Origin of the sequence: Streptomyces sp. NPDC032161 (assembly GCF_040636995.1) — a bacterium.
In the GTDB taxonomy this organism is placed as follows: domain Bacteria; phylum Actinomycetota; class Actinomycetes; order Streptomycetales; family Streptomycetaceae; genus Streptomyces.
On record NZ_JBEZVN010000010.1, the window covers coordinates 103,102 to 125,973 of the forward strand.

Genomic DNA, 22,872 nt, shown 5'->3' on the forward strand with positions numbered 1-22,872 from the left:
TCGAGGACCCGAAGGTCCGCTGATCCTCAATCCGCAGACTCGAAGGTGCGCGGAGCTGCGGAGTTGTGGAGCCATGGAATGGCGGGATTTCGGAATCATGAAGAGGTGGATTCACGGAACCGCAGCCTCATGGATTCACGGGTCGCGGTTCCGTGATTCGTGGTCCACGCATTCACGCATTCACGCATTCATGTGTTCACGCATTCGCGCCTTCGCGGATGCGTGGGGTGTGACGAAGGCTTCCTGTGAATGGTGGGACGCGATCTTCCGTGCGTTCGGCTATCTTTCTCTGCCTGCCTGCCTGCCTGCCTGCCTGCCTGCCTGCCTGCCTGCCTGCCTGCCTGCCGAGTGTTCGCTCGTTCCTGCCGGGCTCGGCATTTCGGGTGAGTGAAACCATGATCTTCAGAGATGTCAAGAGATGTCGACCAGTGCATGAAAAATCCTCGCGAAATGCCTTTCGGGCATTTCGAACAAGGATCATTCGTTTCTCTCTTGACTTCTCCGCACGTGCCCTCCTCAATGTGCGCAATCAACGGGCCATGGAGGGGTGTCTGGTGATCCGACGACGAAGACCCGGTGCGACCGGGCTGCTCGCCGCCTGTTTCGTACTGCTGCTGAGCGGTGTCGGGGCCGCGGCCGGGGCCGGGGAGGCCGGGCCGGGCGGCCCGTCGGCCGCGGGGCGGGGCGCCGGTACGGTCACCCCGACCGTCCACTGCCTCCTGCCCGCCGGCCAGGGCGAGGCGACCGGGCCGCAGGAGATGACCGTCGAACTGTCACCCGCCGTCGTCGCGCCCGGTGGCCGGGTGCACGCGAAGGTCACACTGGGGCCGTCCCCCGCGACCAGCCGGCTGGCCCTGGAGGACGTGCCCACCGTCCCCAGTCTCGACCTGGCGATGTCCGGCGGGGCCACCGGCACCGTCACCGTGCGGGGCGCCGAGTTCACGATGGACGTCCCGGCCGACAGGCCCATCGAACTCCCGCCGTACGAAGGCGACTTCCTCGTCCCGGCGAACGCGTCAGGTGCGGTCTCCTTCGCCCCGGTCCGTACGTTGACGCAGACCAAGGTGCTCGGTTCCGTCTTCGAGACGCCGTGCGACGTGGTCGACGGGGGCGGTTCCATCGGCACCGTCACGGTGGAGGGCACCGGTTCCGAGCCCGCCACCCTGACCGCCCCCGCCGAGCCGGTACGCCCCAACACCCCCGTGACGCTGGGAGGTTCGGGCTGGACCCTGGGCGGCACTCCGGTGCCGTCGCTCTGCGCGGCGGGCGGTGGCGGCTGCGATCCGCTGAAGTTCAGCGGCAACGACCTCGGCATCGACGCCCACGGAACGCTGCACGGCACGGCCACCCTCGCTCCGGCGGGGTCGGTGCCGGACGGCAGGTACGAGGTGAAGGTCAACGACGGCACGAAGGAGGCCACCGCCCCTCTCACCGTCGAGGCCGTCGCGGCCGGCGACCGGGAGATCTCGCTCTCGCGGGACAGCGGACCGGTCGGCACGGTGATCACGGTCAGCGGCAGGAACTACAACCCGGACCGCTGGATCAACGTGATCGGCCTCGACGCGACGGGCACCGGGATCGACGACAGCACGGTCTACGTCAAGAGCGCCCCGGACGGCACCTTCGCCGTCGAGTTCACCGTGGTCTCCGACGCGATCACCGCGGTCCAGGCCGACGAGGGCAACGACCCGGCGACCGTGCGGACCGTCCCGTTCACCGTCTCCACGGACGGCGGCGGGGGAGGGGGCGGCAGCGCCGACCAGAGACTGACCGCCTCGGTCCGGGCCGGGACCCTGTCCATGGTCCAGGCCGGGGACGTGGTGGACTTCGGCACGACGGTCCTGGGCACCGGCAGCGGTGTGCAGCGCTCCCGGCTCAACCGGGTCGAGGTGGAGGACGCCCGCGGCGTCGACAGCGGCTGGTCCCTGACCGCCACCCTCACCGGCTTCACCAGCGCCGACGGCGGCACCATCCCGGCGGACGCCGTCCGGTGGACGCCCAGGTGCGCGGCCCGGGACGGCAGCGTGGGGACGCCGGTGGCGGGATCGCCCGCCACGCTCGGGAGCCGGGCGGCGAGCCTCTGCCGGATGAACCCGGACGGGTCCCGCCCGTTCACCGGCGGCCGGTTCGACGCCGACGCGGACCTCACGCTGACGGTCCCCGGATTCACCAGGCCCGGGGACTACAGCGCCACCCTGACCCTCACTCTTCTCTGAGATCCGTCCTCTCCGAGATCCGTCGGAGGAAGGTCCCGGAGGCGCCCGCCCGCTCTTCGCGAGGGAGCGGGCGGGCGCCGCCCTTTCGTATGCGAGGGGAACAGAACACCGGGTCGCGCGCCCGCGGAATCCCGGTCGCGTGCCTGCGGAACGCCGGGTCGCGTAACCCCGGAATCCCGGTTGCGTGCCCGCGGAATCCCGGTCACGTGACTCCGGTCACGTGCGAAGAGAACCCCCAGCCACGCCCGACCACGGAGGAGTCGTATGTCCGTCCGACAGAGATCGTCCGTCCGACAGAGGCCGGGAAGACCGAGAGGACCGAAGGGGCCGGACACGGTGCTGCGCCGCGCCGTCGCCCTCGCCGCGGGCACCGTCCTCGTCTGGACCGGCGGGACCGTCGCGCTCGCGCCCCCGGCCCACGCCGGTACGGTCACCCCGACCGTCCACTGCACGCTGCCCGCGGGGCAGGGCGAGGCGACCGGGCCGCAGCAGATGAGCGTCGACCTCTCGCCCGCCGTCGTCGACCCCGGAGGCAGGGTCCATGCGAAGGTCACCCTGGGACCGTCCCCCGCCACCAGTGGGCTCAGCCTGAACGACGTGCCGACCACCCCCAGCATCGACCTCGCCATGTCGGGCGGCGCGACCGGCACGGTCACCGTCACCGGACCCCAGGTCAGCCTCGACATCCCGGCCGGAAAGCCGATCGAGATACCGCCCTACGAAGGCGACTTCCTCATCCCCGCCGACGCCAAGGGGCCGATCTCCTTCACCCCCGTACGCAACCTGACGCGTACGAAGGTGCTCGGCGCCACCTACGAGACCCCCTGCGCCGTGGTGAGCGGCGGCGGGTCCGTCGGCACCGTGGACGCCGAGGGCACCGCGGGACTGCCCGCCACCCTGACCGCCCCCGCCACCGCCGTGCGGCCGTCCACCGGGGTCGCCCTGTCCGGCAGCCTCTGGACCGCCGGGGCCACCCCCGTGCCGTCGCTGTGCGCGGCGGACGGCGGCGGGTGCGACACCGGCAAGTTCGTCTCCGGCACGCTCGTGATCAGCGGTTCGGGGGAGCTGACCGGGAGCGCGGTGCTCGCCGACGCGGGCGCGGTGCCCGACGGCTCGTACCAGGTGAAGGTCGGCGACGGCACGAAGGAGGCGACCGCGCCCCTGACGGTCAAGGCGTACGTGCCCGGCGGGCCGAGGGCCATCACGCTCTCCCGCGCCGGTGCGCCGCTCGGCAGCGTCATCCGGGTCACCGGCGACAACTACCACCAGGACCGGTGGATCAACACCGTCGGCCTGGACGCGAACGGGGTGACGCTCGACGACACCGCCGTCTACGCCAGGAGCACCCCCGACGGGACGTTCACCGCCGACTTCACCGTCTCCGACCCGGGCATCGCCGCGATCCAGGTCGACGAGGGCAACGATCCGGCGACCGTACTGACCATGCCGTTCACCGTGACCGACGCCGCCGCGACACTCTCCGCGGGCGCGGCGAAGGTCAAGCCGGGAGGGACGATCGCCGTGTCGGGCGGCGACTGGCCGTCCGGGACCACGCCCGTCGCCGCGCTGTGCGCCGCCGACGGCAGCGCCTGCGACAGTGCCGGGATCGGCGGTTCGACCCTGCGGATCGACGGGGAGGGGAAGCTCACCGGTACGGTCACGGTGGCCGGTTCCACCCCGCGCGCCACGTACGCGCTCCAGGTCACCGCAGGTGGCGCACAGGCCCTCACCCCGCTGGCCGTGGCCCCGACCTTCGTGGTCCTCACCCCGTCCGCGGGCCCGAGGGGAACCGCCGTCACCGTCCTCGGGCAGGGTTTCGCGCCCGTCGCCACCGTGTCCGTCGTCGGACTGCGGGCCGACGGGTCGCAGACGTCCGACGCGGTGCGGACCAAGGTGGTCGGGCTGGACGGGGCGTTCTCGCAGACCTTCACCGTCAAGGACGCCGGCACCGTCGCGATCCGGGTCCGGGAAGTCCTCGTCAACCCCCGGACCGAGACCGCGGCGTTCACCGTCCAGGACGGGTCCGTCCCCGCCGGGCCGGAGTTCGCGCTCTCCCCGCCCGAGGGGCCCGTCGGCACGGTGGTCCAGGTGACCGGCCGGGGCTTCGCACCCGTTGCCACGGTCTCGGTGACCGGGCGCACCGCGGACGGGAAGCAGACCTCCGACTCCTACGTCACCCGGGTCGTCGGACTCGATGGAACCTTCGCCCTCAACTTCACGGTCCGCGACCCGGCGACTAAGTCCATCAGAGCCTGCGAAGTCCTTGTGAACGGAAAAGTTATCCAGCGCTCGTTCGCGGTGAGTTAACGATCGTTCGCATCTTGTGCACGGAGTGTTTTCGCCGCGTCGGTCGACCTGGACGCGCGTAGACGTCCAGGATCCGGCCGCCGCCGCGCTGACCGGCGCATATGCCCGCGCGCCGGGTTTCGCTCCCCGCGCACGCCCGGATTCTGGACGAGGTCTTCCGCTGAGCGGACTCGCTCGCTACTGTCCCCCGGAATGAACGCACCGTGGCAGCGCCGCCGCGGAGCGCAGCCGGTGTCTTGGCCAGGCAGGCGGCCTCTCCGTGCGCCGCCGACGGGACCGGTGGCCGCACAGACCGTGGGAACCAGCCGCCGCCGCTCACCACAAGAGGAGAGGGCGTCGTGACCGCTGAGACCTCCCAGACGCTCGACCGGGGACTGAGAGTCCTCAAGCTGCTCGCCGACACCGACCACGGCCTGACCGTCACCGAGTTGTCCAACAAACTCGGCGTCAACCGAACAGTGGTCTACCGTCTGCTCGCCACCCTGGAACAACACGCCCTGGTACGCCGTGACCTGGGCGGCCGGGCCCGGGTCGGCCTGGGGGTGCTGCGCCTGGGCCGCCAGGTGCATCCGCTCGTGCGGGAGGCGGCGCTGCCCGCGCTGCGGTCCCTGGCCGAGGACATCGGGGCCACCGCCCACCTCACGCTGGTCGACGGCAACGACGCGCTGGCGGTGGCGGTCGTCGAACCGACCTGGACCGACTACCACGTGGCCTACCGGGCCGGCTTCCGTCACCCGCTGGACCGGGGCGCCGCCGGCCGGGCCATCCTCGCGGCCCGGCAGAAGCCGACGGGCGGGGCGGCCTTCACCCTCACCCACGGCGAACTGGAGGCCGGGGCGAGCGGTGCGGCGGCCGCGCTGGTGGGGGTGACGGGTGTCGAGGGCAGCGTGGGCGTGGTGATGCTCTCGGATTCCATACCCGAACGGGTCGGACCCCGGGTCGTGGACGCGGCCCGGGAGGTGGCGGAGGCGCTGAGATAGCACCCGGGGGAGGAAGCGGAGAGGACCCGGAGGCGGAAGCGGAGGGGACCCGGGAGCACCCGCCCGCATCACCGAGCCGACCCGCGCCCCGTGCGGGCGGTTAGATTGGGCGGGTGCTCATTCGCCTCACTCGTCTCTCACGCCCCCGTGCCCTCGCCCTGTGTGCCGTGCCCGTCCTCGCCCTCTTCGGCGTGGCCGCGTTCACACCGCTGCCGTTCACGCTGGCGCAGCCCGGTACGACCGCGAACGTGCTCGGGAACGACCACGGCACCCCCGTGATCAGCATCAAGGGCGCGCCCACCCGCACCACCAGCGGCGAGCTGAGGATGACGACGATCGTCGCGACCGCGCCCACCGCCGACATCGGCATCGGCGACGTGGTCGACAGCTGGTTCCGGACGGACCGTGCGGTCCTGCCCCGCGACTCGGTCTACCCGACCGGCGGCTCCGAGAAGGAGATCGAGAAGCACAACCTCGAAGACATGAGGAAGTCGCAGAACTCCGCCGTCGACGCGGCCCTGAACCACCTCGGCAAGCCCAAGGGTTCGGTCGACGTCACCCTGCACCTCGCCGATGTGGGCGGCCCCAGCGCGGGGCTGTTCTTCGCGCTCGGCATCGTCGACAAGCTCGACGGCGACGGCTCCGGAGGCGATCTCACCGGCGGTCGCACGATCGCGGGCACGGGCACGATCCAGCCGAACGGCAAGGTCGGGCCGGTCGGTGGGGTGTCGCTGAAGACCCAAGCGGCGCGCCGCGACGGCGCCAGCGTCTTCCTCGTCCCGAAGGCCGAATGCACGGAGGCGCGCGCCGAACTCCCCGAGGGTCTCCGACTGATCCCGGTCACGACCCTGAACGACGCGGTGTCCTCGCTCCGGGCGCTGGAACGGGGACACAAGGTCCCGAGCTGCTGACCTCGCGGTTCGCCCAGGTCTTCGCCCTTCCGGCTCCTGCCTCCCCGCGGTCTTCCTCGCTGCGGCCTCCTTCCCCCCTCTTCCGCTGTTCCGCTGTTCCCCTGTTCCTTCATTCCTTCGACTTCGCCGTCGTCGGCTCCGGCTCCGGTTCCGCCCCTTGCGGGACGGCGTCCGCCGCCGCCCCGTCCATCGTGCGCCACACCGGGAACACCAGCGGGCTCAGCGTCGCCAGCAGGTACACACCGCCCATGGCGAGCAGTGCGCCCCGTGCGCCCGCGCCCTCCACCAGCAGGCCCGCGGCGAGGCCGCCCACCGGCATGGCGAGTTCGCCGCCCGCTGTGAGCACCCCCGAGACCCGGCTGCGCAGCGCGTCGGGCACGCTCCCGTAGATCACCGTCGTCAGGACCGGGTTCAGCACCCCGCCCGCGATGCCGCTCAGCGCCATGGTCACCGCGAGCGGCGCCGTCGTCCCGGTCAGCGCGGCGACCGCGTACCGGGGCGCGCCGCACAGCACCACGCACACGGTGAAGACGGCCCACCGCGAGAAACGGTGTCCGAACGCCCCGTACAACAGCGCCCCGGTCAGCCCGCCCGCGCCGAACAGCGCGGTGAGCAGTCCGATGTCCCGGGCTCCGCCCAGCTCCGCGGACGCGTGCACCGGCAGCAGGACGGCGTTCCAGCCCTGATCGGTGCCGTTCATGAAGAGGACCGTCAGCACGATCGCGAGCAACAGCCGATGGCCCGTCAAATAGGCGTAGCCCTCGCGTAGTTCGCTGCCGTACGCCCGCAGCGAGACGGGGGTCGCGGTCCGGCGGGGCTCGGCCGCGCGCACCCCTCGTACCCCGAGGGCGATCAGCAGTGCGGACATCAGGAACGTGGCGGCGTCCAGCAGTAGTACGGTCTCCGCACCGGTCAGGGCGATCAGTACACCGGCCAGTGCCGCCCCGACCATCCGGGCGCCGCGCGAGACGGCGTCGAAGAGGCTGGCGGCACGGGCGAGGGTGGTGCCCGCGTGCTCGGCCAGGTCCGGCACCAGAACGTAACGTGCCGTGTTGCCCGGGGTGTGCAGCAGACCGTTGACCGCCATCAACGCGCACAGCATCCAGAACGTGAGCAGGCCGGTCCGGTGGAGCAGCGGTACGGCCGCGACGGCGAGGCCGCACACCAGGTCGGAGGCGACGGACACCCGGCGGCGGCCGAGGCGGTCGATGACGGGTCCGCCGATCAGCGCGGAGACGATGATCGGCAGGGTCGCGCAGAAGGCGACGACGCCGGCCCGTCCCGCACTGCCCGTGGTCTCCAGCACGAACCAGGGGACCGCGATCAACGTCAGCGAAGTCCCGGCTGTGGATATGGAGTTGGCGGACAGTACGGCGGCGAGCGGGACACGGCTCCGGGGCATCCGGCCGCTCATGCCGTGCCGGGCAGGGCGGATGCGTGGCCCGGGTGCCCGGAGTGACGGGGCAGGATGCGCAGCCCGGACTCGACGAGGAACCAGCCCAGTCGGGCGCGCAGCCCGGTGCCCGGTTCGGCCGGGGTGAGGAGGAACTCCGTTGCCTGCTGCCGGAGTTCGGTGGAGCGCTGGTGGTGCAGCAACAGGTGGGCCTCGGGGTGCATGACGTGTCCTTCCGGTCGGTGGGGTTGTTCGTGCTTGCTGCTTGCTGCTTGCTGCTTGCTGCTCGGCGGCTGGCGGCCGGTGTCCGATGGCCGGCCGGTGGTGCGGCGTTCCCCGAGGCCGGGCGGCCGTGGTCCGGTGGGGGGCGTCAGTCGGTGGGGCGGGGGAAGAGGTGCAGGTGGCTGCGGACGGTGACCGCGCCCTCGGTGCCCTCCGGAACCCGGTCCCGGTAACTCTCGATGAGCTCGTGCATCTTCGTGATCAGCTCGGCGGAGAGGTCGGGGGTCAGGCGCAGCTTGAAGTCGCTGGCCTCCCACGCCCGATGCCACTCCTCGGGCCACTCGTGCATCGTGCCGAGCCAGGTGCTCAGCTCCTGGGCGTGGTTGTCGGCGATCTCGTGGAGCACGACGCCGACGGCGCCGCGCACGTCGGGATCCGGGTGGTTCACGAAGAGGCCCGTGTTGAACGCGGTGCCCGCGTGGACGGCGCGCCACCAGCGTTCGCGGCCCTTGCCGCGCTCCGGGTCGTCCTCGACGAAGCCGTACGAGGCCAGCCGGCGCAGGTGGTAGCTGGTGGCGCCGCTGGATTCGCCGAGCCGGTCCGCCAGGCCGGAGGCGGTGGCGGGGCCGAACTCCCGAAGTGCGTTCAGCAGGCGCAGGCGCAGTGGGTGGGCGAGCGCTCGCAGGGTGCGGGTGTCGACCATGTGGATGTTCAGTTCGTCGGCGGGGCGGTCGTCGCCGTCCTTTTTCGCGGGCATGTCACAACCGTAGGCTTGCAAAGAAAGCTTTGCAAGCTTTTCTTTGCATCGACTTCTTTGCAACTCCCCGTCGGCCGTCCGCCGTCGGCCGTCCGCCGTCGGCCGTCCGCCGTTCTGCTCCGTTCCGTGTCGGTGTCCCCCCACCCACCCACCAGCCGTTCCGCGTCAGCCGTTCCTGATGAACCCCTCGCGGATCAGCCAGTCCTTCGCCACCTGGTGCGGGTCCTGCCCGTCCACGTCCACCTTGGCGTTGAGTTCCTGGGCGACCTCGGTCGTCAGCTTCCTGGTGACCGGGTCGAGGAGCTCCGCGATCTGCGGGTACCGCCGGAACGTCTCCGTGTGGACGACGGGCGCGGCGTTGTAGTTGGGGAAGAAGTGCTTGTCGTCCACGAGCACTTCCAGGTTCATGGCCTTGACCCGGCCGTCCGTGGTGTACACCTCGCCGAGCAGGCAGGAGTTGGACTTCGAGACCTGGGTGTAGATGATCCCGGCGTCCATCTTCTTGATGTTGCCGGCCGGGAGGGACATCCCGTACGCCTTCTGCATGCCCGGCAGTCCGTCGTCGCGCGAGGCGAACTCGTTCTCCACGCAGATCGTCACCGCCGACGGGTCGCGCTTCGCCAGCGCGGCGACGTCGGAGAGCGTCCTCAAGTGGTACCTGGCGTTGTTCTTCCTGCTGACGGCGAGCGCGTAGGTGTTGTCGAGCGTGGACTGGGGCAGCCACGTCACACCGTTCTTGCGGTCCTCGTCCCGCACCGCCCGCCACTGCTTCTCAGGGTCGGGGATCGGTGCGGCGTGACCGAGGTAGGTGATCCAGCCGGTGCCCGTGTACTCGTACATGGTGTCCGCGTCGCCCTTGACGATCGCCTCGCGTGCGCTGATCGAGCCGGGCAGGTTCGTCCGGTCCAGCACCTCCGCACCGGCGGCCTTGAGCACCAGGCCGATCATCTGGCCCAGGATGATGTTCTCGCTGAAGTTCTTCGAGGTGACGGTCAGCGAGGCGCCCTCCAGCGGCCGGCCCCGGCCGACCGAACCCGGCCGTACCTCGTCCGCCATCGGCGACCCGCTCTTCAGCCCGCACCCGGAGAGCGCCGACGTCAGGGCCACCACGGCCGCGAACGCCCGCAGGAGCCGACCGCGCACCCGGCGCGCCCCGTCCATCCGGCCTATCCCGGCCACCCGGAGTGCCGTCCCCACCCGGTGCGTCCCGCGAACAGGGTGTGACCCCTGCACCTCGTGCGCCCCGTGCATCCCGCGTTCCCCGCGTCCGCGGCGCCTTTCGCGCGGACCCATCTCACCCCACCTCCAGTCCGCGCGGGGTCAGCGCCACCTCTGCCAGCGAGGCCAGCCAGTCCACCAGCAGCGCCAGCACCACCGTCAGCACCGATCCCAGCACCAGCACCGGCATCCGCTGGGTCTGGATGCCCGAGGTGATCAGGTCGCCCAGCCCGCCACCGCCGACGAACGTCGCCAGCGTCGCCGTACCCACGTTGAGCACCAGCGCCGTCCGCACCCCGGCCAGGATCAGCGGTACGGCGAGCGGGAGTTCGACCCTGGTGAGCGTCCCCATCGGCGACATGCCGATACCGCGCGACGCCTCGACCAGGTTCGGATCGATCGCCCTGAGCCCGGCCACCGTGTTGGAGAACACCGGCAGCACGGCGTAGATCACCATGCCGATGACCGCCGTCGACGGACCGATGCCCAGCCAGATCACCAGCAGCGCCAGCAGACCGATCGCCGGGGTCGCCTGCCCGATGTTGGCGATCGCGGTGACCAGCGGCGCGCCCCTGCGCAGTCCGCGCCGGGTCAGCGCGATGCCGAGCGGGATCGCGATGATCAGCACCCAGAACGTCGAGATGGCGGTCAGCTCCACGTGCTGCCACCAGCGCAGCCGCACATTGCCACCGGTGAGCGCGTTCCGCGCGATCGAGTCGAGGTGGATGTTCGTGATCCACAGATAGGTGACGGCCAGGACCGCCACGAGCACGGCCGGCAGCACCACCAGCTTGCGCCAGGTGATCCGGGGGCGCGGTTTCGACGGCGGGGGCGGGGGCTCCTCCTCCTCGTCGCGGAAGGCATGGCCCTTGACGTCGTGTTCGCCGGGCGGGCGGTCCTTGTCGGAGGAGGGGCCGGGCCGTTCGGAACGCCCGGGTCGGGCGGAACGCGCGGGGCGGCCGGCACGCCGGTTCCGTGCGGGCCCGTGGTTCGACCGGGCCGGTCCGGGGTTCGGGTGCGGCGGGCCCGGGTTCGCCTGTGCGGGGCCGTGGTTCGACTGCGCCGGTCCGTGGTTCGCCCGCGACGGTCCGGGGTTCGACGGGGAATCGGGAGTCATGTGCCGGCACCGCCCTCCAGCTCCTGCTCGGTCTGGTGGGCGCGGAGCACCTCCAGATCGTGCTGGTGCTCGATGGCGGCCAGCCGGTCGGCCTCCAGCAGTTCGTGCACCGAGTTCATCAGGGTGTGCATGTCGACGACCCCGATGAACTCGCCGCGCCGCCCGGTCACCGCGACCCGCCCGCCGCTGTCGGTCAGCACCGCCTCCAGCGCGTCATGCAGTGTCGCGTCCCGCGTCACCGTGTCGTGCACCAACTGCCCGGCCCGGGCCAGCGAACCGCGCGCCCGCATCAGGTCGCCGCGCCGAAGCCACTTGTACGGGCGGTTCCTTCGGTCCAGCATCAGGATCTCGTTGTGCGGGCCGATGCGCAGCTTGTTGAAGATCGACTGGAGCGGGTCGTCGACCGTCACCGTCGGGAACCGGGCCACCTCCACATCGCGTACGCGGGTCAGGTTGAGCCGCTTCAGCGCGGCCCCGGCACCGACGAACCCGGAGACGAAGTCGTCCGTCGGGTTGGTGAGGATCGCCTCCGGGGTGTCGAACTGGGCGATGTGCGAGCGCTCCCGCAGGACGGCGATCCGGTCGCCCAGCTTGATCGCCTCGTCGAAGTCGTGGGTGACGAAGACGATGGTCTTGTGCAGTTCGTGCTGGAGCCGGATCAGCTCGTCCTGGAGGTGGTCCCGGGTGATCGGGTCGACCGCGCCGAACGGCTCGTCCATCAGCAGCACCGGTGGATCCGCCGCCAACGCCCGTGCCACGCCCACCCGTTGCTGCTGACCACCGGAGAGCGCGCGGGGATAGCGGCCGTGGAACTCCCTGGGGTCGAGCCCCACGAGGTCGAGCATCTCCTCGACCCGGTCCCTCACCCGCGCCTTCGACCAGCCGACCATCCTCGGTACGAGGGCGATGTTCTCCGCGACCGTCATGTGCGGGAAGAGTCCGGACGACTGGATCGCGTACCCGATCTTGCGGCGCAGCCGTACCGGATCGATGTCGGTGACGTCCTCGCCACCGATCAGGATCCGCCCGGACGTCGGCTCGATCAGCCGGTTGATCATCTTCAGCGTGGTGGACTTGCCGCAGCCGGAGGGGCCGACGAAGATCACCGTCTCGCCGGCCCTGATGTCCAGCGTGACGTTGTCCACGGCCGGGTTCGGATGGCCCGGGTACCGCTTGGTCAGGTTGTCCAGGTGGATGGTGGCACCCGAAGCGGACTCCGCCGTCCCCGCCCCTGCCCGCTCCGGGGATCCGACGCTGTCGGCGGCCGTACTGCCGGAGGCCGTGGTCGTGGAGGCGTCACCACCAGGACCGGTGGAACCGTCGGAACCGGCGTTGCCACCGGAGCGGGCGTTGCCACCGGAGCGGGCATTGCCGCCGGAACCGGCGGAGTGGGCGTCGGCGGTCTCAGGCACGGATCCCCCCGGGAATGGTGAGCCGCCCGAGCAGGACGTACGCGGCGTCGAAGAGCAGGGCGAGGACGACGATGCCGATCGTTCCGGCGAGCACCTGGTTGATCGCGTTGGCGCTGCCCAGCGAGGCGATGCCGCGGAAGATCTCGTTGCCCAGGCCGGGGCCGGACGCGTACGCGGCGATGGCGGCGATGCCCATCAGCATCTGTGTGGACACCCGGATGCCGGTGAGGATCGGCGGCCAGGCCAGCGGCAGTTCCACCCGCAGCAGCCGGGCCGGCCGCGACATCCCGATGCCCTTCGCCGCGTCGACGAGCGCCGGATCGACGCCGCGCAGCCCCACGACGGAGTTGCGGACGATGGGCAGCAGCCCGTACAGCGTCAGCGTGATCACCGTGGGCGCCACCCCGAGCCCGACCAGCGGGATGAGCAGACCGATCGCGGCGAGGGAGGGAATGGTGAGCACCGTCGCCGTCGACGCGATGGCCAGCGACCCCGCCCAGCCGCTGCGATACGTGACGACGCCGATCAGGACCCCGAGCACGGTGGCGATGACCATGCACTGGAACACGGCGCTGACGTGCTGGAACGCGTCCGTGAGCAGCTGTTGGTGGCGGTTGCCCAGATATTCCCAGAAGGTCACACGCCACTCCTCGGCCTCGGCTCGGTCGTCAGTCGGCGTCCCCCGCGGCCTGCTCGACGAGCGGGATGACACGCAACGGCACCGGGTTCTCCATGACGATGGCCGTGGAGGCCCGGACGATGCCATCAAAACCGACGACCCGGTCGATCACCCGTTGGAGATCGGCGTTGGAACGCGCGACGAGCCGGCAGAGCATGTCCCCGCGCCCGGTGGTGGTGTGCAGCTCCAGCACCTCCGGGACGCCGGCCAAGTGGGCCCGTACGTCGGCCCCTTGCCCCTGTTTGATCTCCAGCGTCGCGAACGCGGTGACGGGGTAGCCGAGCGCCGCCGGATCGACGGTCGGGCCGAAGCCGCGGATGACTCCATTCGACTGAAGCCGGTCCAGACGCGCCTGCACCGTTCCGCGTGCCACGCCCAGTCGCCGCGACGCCTCCAGTACACCGATGCGGGGCTCACGGGCCAGAAGTACGATGAGCCGGCCGTCCAGATGATCGATCGCCATGGTCCGCCTCCGGGGGTCACTGTGATGGTCATCATGTACAGATAGCCCGGCCATCATCCCCATGCGCTGTACAGATTGCCCAGCGATTCCGCGAACTGTTGCGCACCTTGCGAAGCGGCGAGAGCCTTCGCACATGACTGAGACTCTGCACACCACCCCCGACACTGCCCGGCAGGCCGACCCCTTCCCGGTCAAGGGAATGGACGCGGTCGTCTTCGCCGTCGGCAACGCCAAGCAGGCCGCGCACTACTACTCGACGGCCTTCGGCATGAAGCTGGTCGCCTACTCCGGGCCGGAGAACGGCAGCCGGGAGACCGCGAGTTACGTGCTGACCAACGGCTCCGCCCGCTTCGTGTTCACCTCCGTCATCAAGGCGTCCACCGACCGCGGTCGCTTCCTCGCCGACCATGTGACGGAGCACGGCGACGGCGTCGTCGACCTGGCCATCGAGGTCCCGGACGCCCGCGCGGCCTACGCGTACGCCGTCGAGCACGGCGCCCGCGGCATCGACGAGCCCTACGAGATCAAGGACGAGCACGGCACGGTCGTGCTCGCCGCGATCGCCACGTACGGCAAGACCCGTCACACCCTCGTCGAGCGGTCCGGCTACGACGGTCCGTACCTGCCCGGTTACGTCGCCGCCTCCCCGATCGTCGAGCCGCCCGCCAAGCGCACCTTCCAGGCCATCGACCACTGCGTCGGCAACGTGGAACTCGGCCGGATGAACGAGTGGGTCGGGTTCTACAACAAGGTCATGGGCTTCACCAACATGAAGGAGTTCGTGGGCGACGACATCGCCACCGAGTACTCCGCGCTCATGTCCAAGGTCGTCGCCGACGGCACGCTCAAGGTCAAGTTCCCGATCAACGAGCCGGCCATCGCCAAGAAGAAGTCCCAGATCGACGAGTACCTGGAGTTCTACGGCGGCGCGGGCGTCCAGCACATCGCGCTGGCCACCAACGACATCGTCGCCTCGGTGCGCGCGATGCGGGCCGCGGGAGTCGAGTTCCTGGACACCCCCGACACCTACTACGACACCCTCGGCGAGTGGGCGGGCGAGACCCGGGTGCCGGTCGAGATCCTGCGCGAGCTGAAGATCCTCGTGGACCGCGACGAGGACGGCTACCTGCTCCAGATCTTCACCAAGCCGGTCCAGGACCGGCCGACCGTCTTCTTCGAGATGATCGAGCGCCACGGCTCGATGGGCTTCGGCAAGGGCAACTTCAAGGCCCTGTTCGAGGCGATCGAGCGCGAACAGGAGAGGCGCGGCAACCTCTGACCCGGAGGGCATGACCGCTGCGCCGGAAGCCGTACGGGCCGCGGTCGCGAAGCCGACGGTACGGACGAGGGGCGGGGCCACCGGGGCGATCCGGGGCCCCGCCCCTCGCGTACGGCGACCACCCCCTCGGGCCGGCCGTCGGCCTCGGGTCGCCGGGCGTCGGCGCCGGGCGTCAGCCGCCGTTCGCGGCGCGCGGTACCGGGGGCCCGGCGGGGGCCTGCCGCTGCGGCCCGGGGGCCGTGGGTGCGGGCGCGGGGGCGGGCGTGGTCGGTCGCGGCATCGGCCGCGCGGGCGTGGGCGGGACCGACTCGTCCGCCGGCGCCGGGGCGGGGAGCACACCGCGCGGCAGGACCGTCGGCAGGCCGTCCAGGGCGTCCAGCGCCCTGCGGGCGGCCGGGGCCTCCAGCGGCGAGAAGTGCGGATTGGTGCGCAGGGCCTCCGTCAGATGGCGCCGTGCCGGTCCGTAGTCCTTCAACGCCCACTGGATCGCCCCGAGGTGGGACACGTACGAGGCGTTCCGGGCACCGGCGGCGACCGCGCGTTCCGCGTACGGCAGTGCCGCCACCGAGTCGCCCGACAGATGCAGCGCCCAGCCCAGCGCGTCCGCCACCGCGGCACTGCGGTGCGACCGCGCCCACTCGGCGGTCAGCAGCGCCACCGCCGCCGTCGGCTCCCCGTGCGCCGCCTCGAAACGGCCACGCAGCAGCGTGTTGTCCACGCCCTGCTCCTGGTCCCGCGAGAGGGACGAGCGCAGCCGCTCGTACTGCTCCCGCGCCTTCGCGTTCCGGCCCAGCGACTCGTACAACTCGCCCAGCTCCAGCAGGAACGTGGGGCTCGGCTGATCGGCCAGCGCGGCCTCGTAGCCGCGCCGCGCCTCGTCCGCCCGGCCGAGCGCCGCCAGCGCCCTGGCCCGGCCCGCGAGCGACGGACGGTGATCGCGCTCGACCGCCAGCGCCGCGCCGTACTGAGCCACCGCCTCCTGTGGCTCGCCCCGCTCCCACGCCAGTTCGCCCAGCAGATACAGGCACTCCACCTTTCGCGCGGGAGTGTCCGCCCGGTCCGCCGCGTCCCGCGCGCTCGCCACCGCGTCCTCGTCCCGGCCCATGCCCTGCTGCGTCCGCGCCGTCAGCAGCAGCGCCTCGACCCCGGGCCGCAGCTCCGCGAACCGCCGTACCGCCGCGCGCGAGGAGGCGAGGTCCCCGAGACCTTCGTACGCCTCGGCCAGCGCCGGGTACACCGCCCACTCCTCCGGATGCCGCGCCCGCACCTCCTCGCCCCACTTCTTCGCCGCGGCGAAGTCGTGCCGGGCGTCGGCGAGCCGCGCCATCCCCACCCGGGCGGCGGCGTTCCCCTTCTCGTCCGGCTCGGCGCGCAGCGAGCGCTTCAGCGCCTGCTCGGCCCGGACGTAGTACGACGCGTCGGCGGAGCGCCCGGCCCGTTCCACGTACGCGGTGCCGAGGACGGCCCACGACCGCGCGTCGGAGGGATGCCGTTCCACCCGCTGCCGGTGGTTCTCGATCAGCGCCTCCAGATCCGGAAGCGAGACCGGATAACCCAGGTCCGCGGCCCTCAGAGCGCGCGCGACCGGCCCCGGGGCGGGCGGCGCGGACTCCTCCCCGTCGTCCGGCGCGACCACCACCACGCCCGCCATCAGCGACGCACCCGCCACCAGGCCCGTGGCGGCCCACCGCAGCGACGCGGCCGAATCATGAGGCTTTTGAGCCTTCTGCGACTTCGACTTCTCGGGTCGCCGGGGCGGCTGGAGTTTCAGCGGCCATCGGGGTTTCAGGAGCCATGGGAGTTTCGGGGGCGGCTGAGGTTTCGGAGGTGGCTGCGGCTTCGGAGGCTGCTGCGGCGTGGCATCCATGCCGATCACTCTGCGTCGGTAAGATGATCACGCTGCGCTGTCCGGAGGTCGCCGTCGACGGGTTCACACCAATGGGGCCGGGTGCCAGTCTTGGATCATGACTGGACTTCTCGAACAACTGCGTACGGGACTTCCCGCCGAGGCCCTGATCACCGATCCGGACGTCACCGCCTCGTACGCCCGGGACATGGCGAGCTTCTGCGACGCGGGCACACCCGCCGTCGTCGTGCTTCCGCGTACGGTCGAACAGGTCCAGCACGTGATGCGCACCGCGACGGCGCTGCGCGTCCCGGTCGTCCCGCAGGGAGCCCGCACCGGCCTGTCGGGCGCGGCCAACGCCTCCGACGGCTGCATCGTGCTGTCCCTGGTGAAGATGGACCGGATTCTGGAGATCGATCCGGTCGACCGGATCGCCGTCGTCGAACCGGGCGTCGTCAACGCGGTACTGTCCCGGGCGGTCGACGAGGTCGGCCTCTTCTACCCGCCGGACCCCTCCAGTTGGGAGATGTGCACCATCGGCGGCAACATCGGCACCGCGTCCGGCGGCCTGTGCTGCGTGAAGTACGGGGTCACGGCGGAGTACGTACTCGGCCTGGACGTCGTCCTCGCCGACGGGCGCCTGCTCACCACCGGTCGCCGCACCGCGAAGGGCGTCGCCGGCTACGACCTCACCCGCCTGTTCGTCGGTTCGGAGGGCAGCCTCGGCATCGTCGTCAGGGCCGTGCTGGCGCTCAAGCCGCGACCGCCGCGGCAGCTGGTGCTGGCCGCCGAGTTCCCGAGCGCGGCGACCGCCTGTGACGCGATCTGCCGGATCATGGAGCGTGGTCACACCCCATCACTCCTCGAACTGATGGACCGTACGACGATCCGGGCCGTCAACCGGATGGCCGCCATGGGCCTGCCCGACAGCACGGAGGCGCTCCTGCTCGCCGCCTTCGACACCCCGGATCCGTCGGCCGACCTGGCCGCCGTCGGCGGACTGTGCGCCGCCGCGGGTGCCACGGAGGTGGTCCCCGCCGAGGACGCCGCCGAGTCCGAACTGCTGCTGCGGGCACGGAGGATGTCGCTCACCGCGCTGGAGACCGTCGCGTCGGCCACGATGATCGACGACGTGTGCGTACCCCGTTCGAAGCTCGGCGCGATGCTCGAAGGAACGGCCGCCATCGCCGAGAAGTACGCCCTCACCATCGGTGTCTGCGCGCACGCGGGGGACGGCAACACCCATCCCGTCGTCTGCTTCGACCACACCGACGCCGACGAGAGCCGACGGGCACGCGAGTCCTTCGACGAGATCATGGCGCTCGGCCTGGAGCTCGGCGGCACGATCACCGGTGAACACGGCGTCGGCGTCCTGAAGAAGGAGTGGCTGGCGCGGGAAATCGGCGGGGTGGGCGTCGAGCTGCACCGGGGGATCAAGCAGACGTTCGACCCGCTGGGGCTGCTCAACCCGGGCAAGGTGTTCTGACACCGGCCGCCCGCTCCGGGCGCGTTCGGTCGCAGTTCAGGCCGCGCGGGCTCGGGCGCCGTGGGCCCGGACCCGTCGTGCTCCGGGTTCCGCGTGCCCCGGTTCCGCGCGCTCATGCGTCACCGTCCTGCGACTCGTCCGAGAGCCAGGGATCGCTCAGCCACACGTCGTCGGCGGGCAGCGGGGCGAGCAGCTCGGCGAGCGCCTCGTCGATACCCAGCCGCTCGGTCTCCGTGCCCGGCGGAACCATGCGCAGGGTCCGCTCCATCCAGGCGGCCACGGCGGCCGACGGCATCTCCAGAAGGGCGTTGCCGTCGGGGGAGGACAGCGCCACGAAGACGACGTTGCGCCGTTCGATCTTGGTCGGCCAGATACGCACGTCCCCGTGCCCGCACGGCCGGAAGACGCCCTCGACCAACAGGTCGCGGGCGAAGGTCCAGTGGACGGGGAACTCGGAGCCGATGTGGAAGTCGATGTGCACGGCGTACGGGTCCTTCGCGCGGTACGTCAACCGGGCGGGGACGGGGATGCTGCGCTCGGGCGACAGAACCAGCTTGAGCTCCAGATCGTGTTCCACGACGGTGTTCATGAGGGCGTCCTCTCGGTGTCCGTGAACCGGTCCCATGACCGGCCCGCACTGGAGAGAGCGCACTCCACGCCAACTATTACGCGACTTCGGGAAAAAAATTTCAGGAAGGCCGGAAAGTGGCCCAAACCCCTGGACCGGCCCGGGGGCGGGCGGGTGTCTGATAGATGTGGACCCGTTGATTTGAGGCCTCGAAGAGATACGGGACCACGGTGATGAGCGCCCCAACCCCGGCACCCGGTGGCGAAAGCCCCCGTGAGGGCTACTACCCCGATCCCTCCATCCCTGGATACGTCCGGTACTGGAACGGCGCTTCGTGGGTGCCCGGTACGAGCCGCCCGGCCCCGCAGCAGGGCGAGCCGATGCCCGCGTCGCCCGCCGGCCGACAGCACCGGCCGCAGCAGCAGGACTCACCGGTCCCGTCCGCCTCGTCCGCTTCGTCCGTCCCGTCGGACCCGTCCGTTCCGGCCGCCGCTTCGGCGGAGACGCCGATGGAGGAGACCGGTCCGGTCTTCCTCGACGAGGAGCCGCAGGCGGGCAACCGACCGGAACCGGCCACCGCCTGGCAGGCCGACGCCTCCCGCCAGGCCGGCTTCGGCGGCGAACACGACCGACGGGTCTCCTGGGGCGCCCAGCCGCAGCCCGGCGCCGCCCCGCTGCCGACCGGCCGGGGCGAGCCGGGTGGGCGTACAGATTCGGGGCTGCCGTCGGGGCCCATGCCCCTGCCCGGCTCCGGGACTTCCGCGGTTTCCGGGGCTTCCGGAGCGGGCCCGGGGCCGGTGGCCGGTCAGGAGCCGCGTACGCCCGCGGCTCCGGTACCGGCCGACCGCACGCCCGCTGACGGTCCGTCGGCCGAGCGGCCGCCGGACGACCGGGTGCCCGCCTCGCGCGCGCCCGTCGACCCCGTTCCCGTCGATCCCGTACCCGCCGACCCGCGGCAGCCCGCCTCGCGGGCCCCGGCCGACGGCGCGCTGCCCGGCATGCGCGGCGGGGACGATCACGCGCCCGAGAACACCGTCACCCTCCGCGCGGTGGACCGGGGCAACCGGCCGTCCGCCTCCCGGACTCCCGGGCAGCCGGTCGAGAACGGGACGATGGCGATCCGCCCGCTCTCTCCCGGTCCCGGCGCGCCGGGACCGGCGCCCCGGACCCCGAGCACGGGCCCCGGACCCGTCCCGGCCCAGGGCCCGGTGTCCGTCCCCGCCGCGCCCGCGAACCCGAATCCGAACCCGGTCCGGAGCCCGGCGGTTCCGGGCCCGGCGTCGGCCACTGCCCCGGCCCCGAGCCCCGCCGCGCCCGCGAACCCGGGTCCCGGCGGGGCGGGCACCCCCTGGGCCCAGGCCCACGGAAACGCCCAGCCGGCCCCGGCGGCACCCCAGCATCCCCAGCCTCAGCAACTCCAAGCGCAGCAGCCCCAGCATCCTCAACAGTCCCAGTCGCCGCTCCAGCCTCCGTCGCACCTCCAGCAGCCCCACCTCCCGCACCAGGCCCAGCAGTCCCATCCGCATCAGCAACCCGGCGCGGGGGGCGGGCAACAGCCGGACCAGCCCGTCACGCCCTGGAAGCCGCCGGTCGACGACCCCTTCCAGCAACTGGCGCGGGCCCAGGCATCGGCCCGGCCCGCCGGACTCGGGAAGCGGTTCGTCGCCCGGCTCGTCGACACGGTGGTGCTGGGCGCTCTCGTCGGCGCGATCGGGTTCCCGCTCGTCTCACGGGCGCTGGACCACATCGACGCGAAGATCGACACGGCGAGGATGTCCGGCCGGACGGTCACCGTCTGGCTGGTGGACCCCACCACGGCCGGTCTGTTCGGCGCGGTGCTCGGAGCGTTCCTCGTCCTCGGTGTCCTGCTGGAGGCGCTGCCGACCGCGAAGTGGGGCCGTACGCTCGGCAAGAAGCTCTGCGGACTCGAAGTACGGGACATCGAGTCGCACGGGTCCCCGTCCTTCGGCGCCGCGTTGCGCCGCTGGCTGGTGTACGGGGTACTGGGACTCCTGGTGATCGGCGTGGCCAACGTGCTGTGGTGCCTGTTCGACCGTCCGTGGCGCCAGTGCTGGCACGACAAGGCGGCACACACCTTCGTCGCGGGCTGAGACGGCCCCCACGGGGCGGGACGGAGGGCGGGGTCCCGCGCGCCGTCGCCCTGCGGAGGCCACTCCTCCGGGCGGCGGCCCATCGGGTGAGCCGCCGGAGGCCCAGGCGTTCCCCCGAACGCACCTGAGCCGTTGCGGGCGGTCCCGGGCCGGGATGCACTGCCCCCATGAGCAACGATCAGCCGACGTCCGGAGAGCCGCCCGAGGACGACCCGTTCCGCAAGAAGCCGCAGGAGCCGCGGCCGTCGGAGTCCTGGCCGTCCGAACCGCGGCAGTCCCAGGGCCCGCAGGAGCCGCACGGACCGCAGGAGCCCCAGGGGCCGCCGCCCGGTCCGCCCCCCGGCCCCGGCCCCGGCCCGTCGTCGGGTTCGCCCTACGGGAGCATGCCGCCTCCCCCTCCGCCGCCGTACGGCCCCGGCCCCTACGGCGGCGGAGGGCCGTACGGGGGCGTGGACCCGCTGGCGGGCATGCCGCCGCTCGCCGAACCGGGCAAACGGATCCTGGCCCGACTGGTCGACTTCCTCATCATCTCGATCCCGCTCTATCTGATCTCCCTGCCGTGGGGCGGAGCCGTCGAGGTGAGGAACAACGGCAACACCACCAACGGCAACGCCGACGTCGGCGACCTCTTCAGCCAGACGTACAGCGGTCACCAGATGATCTGGTCGCTGATCGGACTGGTGGCCTATGTCGCCTACGACACGTACTTCACGCACAAGGACGGCCGCACCATCGGCAAGCGGCTGATGAAGCTGCGCGTGGCGATGCTCAACGACGGCCGGGTGCCGGACACCGGGACGTCGTTCCTGCGCGCGGTGGTGCTGTGGTTGCCGGCGCTGCTGTGCTGCCCGTGCCTGTGGTGGCTGATTCTCATCGTGTTCATGTTCACGGACAAGCCGTACCGGCAGAGCCTCCACGACAAGGCGGCGAAGACGGTGGTCGTCCAGACGACCTGAGGACCTCGGGCCGGGGGCGAGGCCCGGTCCGTGCGCGAAGACAGTCCCTGACGCCCCGGCCGGCCGGCTCCTTCCCGCCCGCGCCGTCACCCGGGGCCGCGAGTGGTCGCGGCGGGCGGTCGTTGCCGCGTCAGGCGGCATAGAGACGTCGATGTGATCGCGACCGGCCGTCAGGTGGACGAGGAGTACGTCGAATCGCGGCGGACCGGCCGGCCTGCTCGCGACCCGGAGCCGGGAGAAGGACCGCGGTCATGTCCTCCCGAATCCCGCCCTGTTCCGTCCTGTTGGCTCTCGCCTCGGTCGACTTTGGCCGGGCCGAGCAGGACCCCGCCGGGCCGGTGTGCCGCGAGGTGAGTCAGCGCCGCAGGGAGCGCTCGTCCCGGTGGTCGTCCGCGGGCTCCGTGCGCGCCGTGACGGGCCGTCCGTTCCCGTGGGGAGAAGGGGCCGGGGTCCGGAGCTCGTCGAGGGCGAGCCCCTCGGTCTCGACGGCGGCGGAGACCGCGTCCCGGTGCGTACGAGCCGCGGCCCCGGTCCGCGCGGACCTCCCTGTCGTCGCCGGGACGGGACGGGGTACCGTCACGGCCACCAGCAGACCGAGCGCGAGCGCCGCGGTGCCGATGACGGCGACGCCGATCCCCGATTCCGTACGGGAGAGCAGCAGCATGGCGAGGGTCGAGAAGACGACGGTGACCGAACCGTAGGAGAACTGTGCGGCAGTGATACGCGGCATGGCGGTATCCGTCCTCGGGGCATCGGATGGGCCGTCCTCGACACGGTCGGACAACCCCTGGCGACTCTACGACGACGGATGCCCGAGAGTGGCTGGTACTAAGCACGGCCCGAAGCGCGACGCCGGTGCACAGGGGGCGCACGGAGTCATTCCGTGCCCCGAAGGGCATATCTGACGCTTCGTTTCCGGACAGGGTGAACGTCCGGATATCGGAAAGCGGC

The 22,872-nt window shown here is 71.7% G+C and carries 19 protein-coding genes; 8 read left to right on the forward strand and 11 right to left on the reverse strand.

The window, feature by feature from the left end; genetic code table 11:
• Positions 1–554: 554 nt before the first annotated feature.
• From AB0E67_RS20430 to AB0E67_RS20445, 4 genes are all read left to right on the forward strand, one after another.
• Positions 555–2,216, forward strand: a complete 1,662-nt coding sequence (locus AB0E67_RS20430) for a hypothetical protein (RefSeq protein ID WP_362028547.1) — start codon at positions 555–557, stop codon at positions 2,214–2,216.
• 336 nt (positions 2,217–2,552) lie between these two features.
• A complete protein-coding gene (locus AB0E67_RS20435; RefSeq protein WP_362028549.1) occupies positions 2,553–4,523 on the forward strand; it encodes a hypothetical protein in 1,971 nt (656 codons plus the stop codon).
• Between the two features lie 338 nt (positions 4,524–4,861).
• Positions 4,862–5,503 carry a helix-turn-helix domain-containing protein gene (locus tag AB0E67_RS20440; RefSeq protein WP_073783412.1) on the forward strand — a complete coding sequence of 214 codons (642 nt, stop codon included), beginning with the start codon at positions 4,862–4,864 and terminating at the stop codon, positions 5,501–5,503.
• Positions 5,504–5,616: 113 nt separating this feature from the next.
• Positions 5,617–6,414, forward strand: a complete 798-nt coding sequence (locus tag AB0E67_RS20445) for a S16 family serine protease (RefSeq protein ID WP_362028553.1) — start codon at positions 5,617–5,619, stop codon at positions 6,412–6,414.
• A 109-nt stretch (positions 6,415–6,523) separates the two neighbouring features.
• On the opposite strand, the gene AB0E67_RS20450 is transcribed toward AB0E67_RS20445, so the two are convergent.
• From AB0E67_RS20450 to AB0E67_RS20485, 8 genes are all read right to left on the reverse strand, one after another.
• Positions 6,524–7,816 carry an MFS transporter gene (locus tag AB0E67_RS20450; protein ID WP_362028556.1) on the reverse strand — a complete coding sequence of 431 codons (1,293 nt, stop codon included), beginning with the start codon at positions 7,814–7,816 and terminating at the stop codon, positions 6,524–6,526.
• Between the two features lie 8 nt (positions 7,817–7,824).
• Positions 7,825–8,031, reverse strand: a complete 207-nt coding sequence (locus AB0E67_RS20455; RefSeq protein ID WP_362028558.1) for a hypothetical protein — start codon at positions 8,029–8,031, stop codon at positions 7,825–7,827.
• 146 nt (positions 8,032–8,177) lie between these two features.
• Positions 8,178–8,786: a winged helix-turn-helix domain-containing protein gene (locus AB0E67_RS20460; RefSeq protein WP_362028561.1), complete on the reverse strand. Its 609-nt coding sequence runs from the start codon at positions 8,784–8,786 to the stop codon at positions 8,178–8,180.
• A gap of 165 nt (positions 8,787–8,951) precedes the next feature.
• Complete coding sequence (locus AB0E67_RS20465; RefSeq protein WP_362028702.1) at positions 8,952–9,842, reverse strand: glycine betaine ABC transporter substrate-binding protein; 891 nt, start codon at positions 9,840–9,842, stop codon at positions 8,952–8,954.
• Positions 9,843–10,080: 238 nt separating this feature from the next.
• On the reverse strand, positions 10,081–11,121 hold the full coding sequence (locus tag AB0E67_RS20470; RefSeq protein ID WP_362028564.1) for an ABC transporter permease: 1,041 nt from the start codon (positions 11,119–11,121) through the stop codon (positions 10,081–10,083).
• Complete coding sequence (locus AB0E67_RS20475; RefSeq protein WP_362028705.1) at positions 11,118–12,317, reverse strand: betaine/proline/choline family ABC transporter ATP-binding protein; 1,200 nt, start codon at positions 12,315–12,317, stop codon at positions 11,118–11,120. The genes AB0E67_RS20470 and AB0E67_RS20475 overlap by 4 nt, the downstream gene beginning before the upstream one ends.
• Before the next feature lie 208 nt (positions 12,318–12,525).
• Positions 12,526–13,173: an ABC transporter permease gene (locus AB0E67_RS20480; protein WP_362028567.1), complete on the reverse strand. Its 648-nt coding sequence runs from the start codon at positions 13,171–13,173 to the stop codon at positions 12,526–12,528.
• Between the two features lie 28 nt (positions 13,174–13,201).
• A complete protein-coding gene (locus AB0E67_RS20485) occupies positions 13,202–13,675 on the reverse strand; it encodes an Lrp/AsnC family transcriptional regulator (protein WP_362028570.1) in 474 nt (157 codons plus the stop codon).
• 133 nt (positions 13,676–13,808) lie between these two features.
• On the opposite strand from AB0E67_RS20485, the gene hppD reads away from it, so the two are divergent.
• Positions 13,809–14,954, forward strand: coding sequence for a 4-hydroxyphenylpyruvate dioxygenase (gene hppD, locus AB0E67_RS20490; RefSeq protein WP_362028573.1), 1,146 nt, complete (start codon positions 13,809–13,811; stop codon positions 14,952–14,954).
• Between the two features lie 172 nt (positions 14,955–15,126).
• Here the strand turns inward: hppD and AB0E67_RS20495 are convergent, their stop codons facing one another.
• Positions 15,127–16,623, reverse strand: coding sequence for a tetratricopeptide repeat protein (locus tag AB0E67_RS20495; protein ID WP_362028576.1), 1,497 nt, complete (start codon positions 16,621–16,623; stop codon positions 15,127–15,129).
• 295 nt (positions 16,624–16,918) lie between these two features.
• Here AB0E67_RS20495 and AB0E67_RS20500 point away from each other — a divergent pair, with 295 nt between their 5' ends.
• Positions 16,919–18,286 (forward strand): FAD-linked oxidase C-terminal domain-containing protein, encoded by a 1,368-nt coding sequence (locus AB0E67_RS20500; RefSeq protein ID WP_362028578.1) that lies wholly within the window; start codon positions 16,919–16,921, stop codon positions 18,284–18,286.
• A gap of 112 nt (positions 18,287–18,398) precedes the next feature.
• Here AB0E67_RS20500 and AB0E67_RS20505 read toward each other — a convergent pair whose 3' ends face one another.
• The gene (locus AB0E67_RS20505; RefSeq protein WP_362028580.1) at positions 18,399–18,875 is read right to left on the reverse strand and encodes an SsgA family sporulation/cell division regulator; all 477 of its coding nucleotides are present in this window, start codon (positions 18,873–18,875) and stop codon (positions 18,399–18,401) included.
• A gap of 212 nt (positions 18,876–19,087) precedes the next feature.
• Here AB0E67_RS20505 and AB0E67_RS20510 point away from each other — a divergent pair, with 212 nt between their 5' ends.
• Both AB0E67_RS20510 and AB0E67_RS20515 read left to right on the forward strand, forming a co-directional pair.
• Complete coding sequence (locus AB0E67_RS20510) at positions 19,088–20,965, forward strand: RDD family protein (protein ID WP_362028583.1); 1,878 nt, start codon at positions 19,088–19,090, stop codon at positions 20,963–20,965.
• A 167-nt stretch (positions 20,966–21,132) separates the two neighbouring features.
• Positions 21,133–21,921 (forward strand): RDD family protein, encoded by a 789-nt coding sequence (locus tag AB0E67_RS20515; protein ID WP_362028586.1) that lies wholly within the window; start codon positions 21,133–21,135, stop codon positions 21,919–21,921.
• Positions 21,922–22,276: 355 nt separating this feature from the next.
• Here the strand turns inward: AB0E67_RS20515 and AB0E67_RS20520 are convergent, their stop codons facing one another.
• Positions 22,277–22,651 carry a hypothetical protein gene (locus AB0E67_RS20520; RefSeq protein WP_362028589.1) on the reverse strand — a complete coding sequence of 125 codons (375 nt, stop codon included), beginning with the start codon at positions 22,649–22,651 and terminating at the stop codon, positions 22,277–22,279.
• Positions 22,652–22,872 lie beyond the last annotated feature (221 nt).

What these genes read in the sequence shown, in the direction of transcription:
- AB0E67_RS20450 (WP_362028556.1), bottom strand. Translation starts at nt 7,816, where the DNA reads ATGCCCCGGAGCCGTGTCCCGCTCGCCGCCGTACTGTCCGCCAACTCC.
- AB0E67_RS20455 (WP_362028558.1), bottom strand. Translation starts at nt 8,031, where the DNA reads ATGCACCCCGAGGCCCACCTGTTGCTGCACCACCAGCGCTCCACCGAA.
- AB0E67_RS20460 (WP_362028561.1), bottom strand. Translation starts at nt 8,786, where the DNA reads ATGCCCGCGAAAAAGGACGGCGACGACCGCCCCGCCGACGAACTGAAC.
- AB0E67_RS20465 (WP_362028702.1), bottom strand. Translation starts at nt 9,842, where the DNA reads ATGGCGGACGAGGTACGGCCGGGTTCGGTCGGCCGGGGCCGGCCGCTG.
- AB0E67_RS20470 (WP_362028564.1), bottom strand. Translation starts at nt 11,121, where the DNA reads ATGACTCCCGATTCCCCGTCGAACCCCGGACCGTCGCGGGCGAACCAC.
- AB0E67_RS20485 (WP_362028570.1), bottom strand. Translation starts at nt 13,675, where the DNA reads ATGGCGATCGATCATCTGGACGGCCGGCTCATCGTACTTCTGGCCCGT.
- hppD (WP_362028573.1), top strand. Translation starts at nt 13,809, where the DNA reads ATGACTGAGACTCTGCACACCACCCCCGACACTGCCCGGCAGGCCGAC.
- AB0E67_RS20500 (WP_362028578.1), top strand. Translation starts at nt 16,919, where the DNA reads ATGACTGGACTTCTCGAACAACTGCGTACGGGACTTCCCGCCGAGGCC.
- AB0E67_RS20505 (WP_362028580.1), bottom strand. Translation starts at nt 18,875, where the DNA reads ATGAACACCGTCGTGGAACACGATCTGGAGCTCAAGCTGGTTCTGTCG.
- AB0E67_RS20510 (WP_362028583.1), top strand. Translation starts at nt 19,088, where the DNA reads ATGAGCGCCCCAACCCCGGCACCCGGTGGCGAAAGCCCCCGTGAGGGC.
- AB0E67_RS20515 (WP_362028586.1), top strand. Translation starts at nt 21,133, where the DNA reads ATGAGCAACGATCAGCCGACGTCCGGAGAGCCGCCCGAGGACGACCCG.
- AB0E67_RS20520 (WP_362028589.1), bottom strand. Translation starts at nt 22,651, where the DNA reads ATGCCGCGTATCACTGCCGCACAGTTCTCCTACGGTTCGGTCACCGTC.